The organism is Treponema endosymbiont of Eucomonympha sp. (assembly GCF_001028545.1).
This window is the reverse complement of the sequence record NZ_BBPW01000681.1, coordinates 1-436: the sequence shown is the minus strand read 5'-3', so window position 1 is coordinate 436 and position 436 is coordinate 1. Positions and strand designations below refer to the sequence as shown.

At 51.4% G+C, this 436-nt stretch carries 1 protein-coding gene; it reads right to left on the bottom strand.

Annotated features, from left to right (window positions below; genetic code table 11):
* Positions 1–23: 23 nt before the first annotated feature.
* On the bottom strand, positions 24–257 hold the full coding sequence (locus AWU74_RS08600; protein WP_062328858.1) for a hypothetical protein: 234 nt from the start codon (positions 255–257) through the stop codon (positions 24–26).
* Positions 258–436 lie beyond the last annotated feature (179 nt).

Here is a 436-nt window from a genome sequence, read left to right as displayed (position 1 = left end):
TTTTATTGAAACACCCACGCTTTTTACCGTAAAGCCGCGAGCGAATAGGGCGTCGCGGCAAACGCTACAGACGGCGCGGCATCCGGGACGCAATCATCGCGGAAAGAGAACAACGTTTCTTCAAACGGCTCGCCGTCTTTTTGGAACGATTCACGCATATCCTGATAGCCGTCCCTGAAATCGGCAATCGCCGCTTCTTTCGTGTCGCCTGTTCCGAGCAGACCATACGGGAGTTCGTCGCCGTCGCTTACATACACGCTGTAACGCCCGTCTCCCGCCTGTTCTATTGCCGCTATCGCTTTTTTAATTGGCCGTTCCTTTTTCCTTGGTGCACAAAATGTGCGCCGGAATATTGGATAATTTCTCCCAGCGTTCCCGCCGCAACTTCTTCGCTTTTATGATTGCTCATTAAAAAACGTTTTCCTGTTATCCGGCT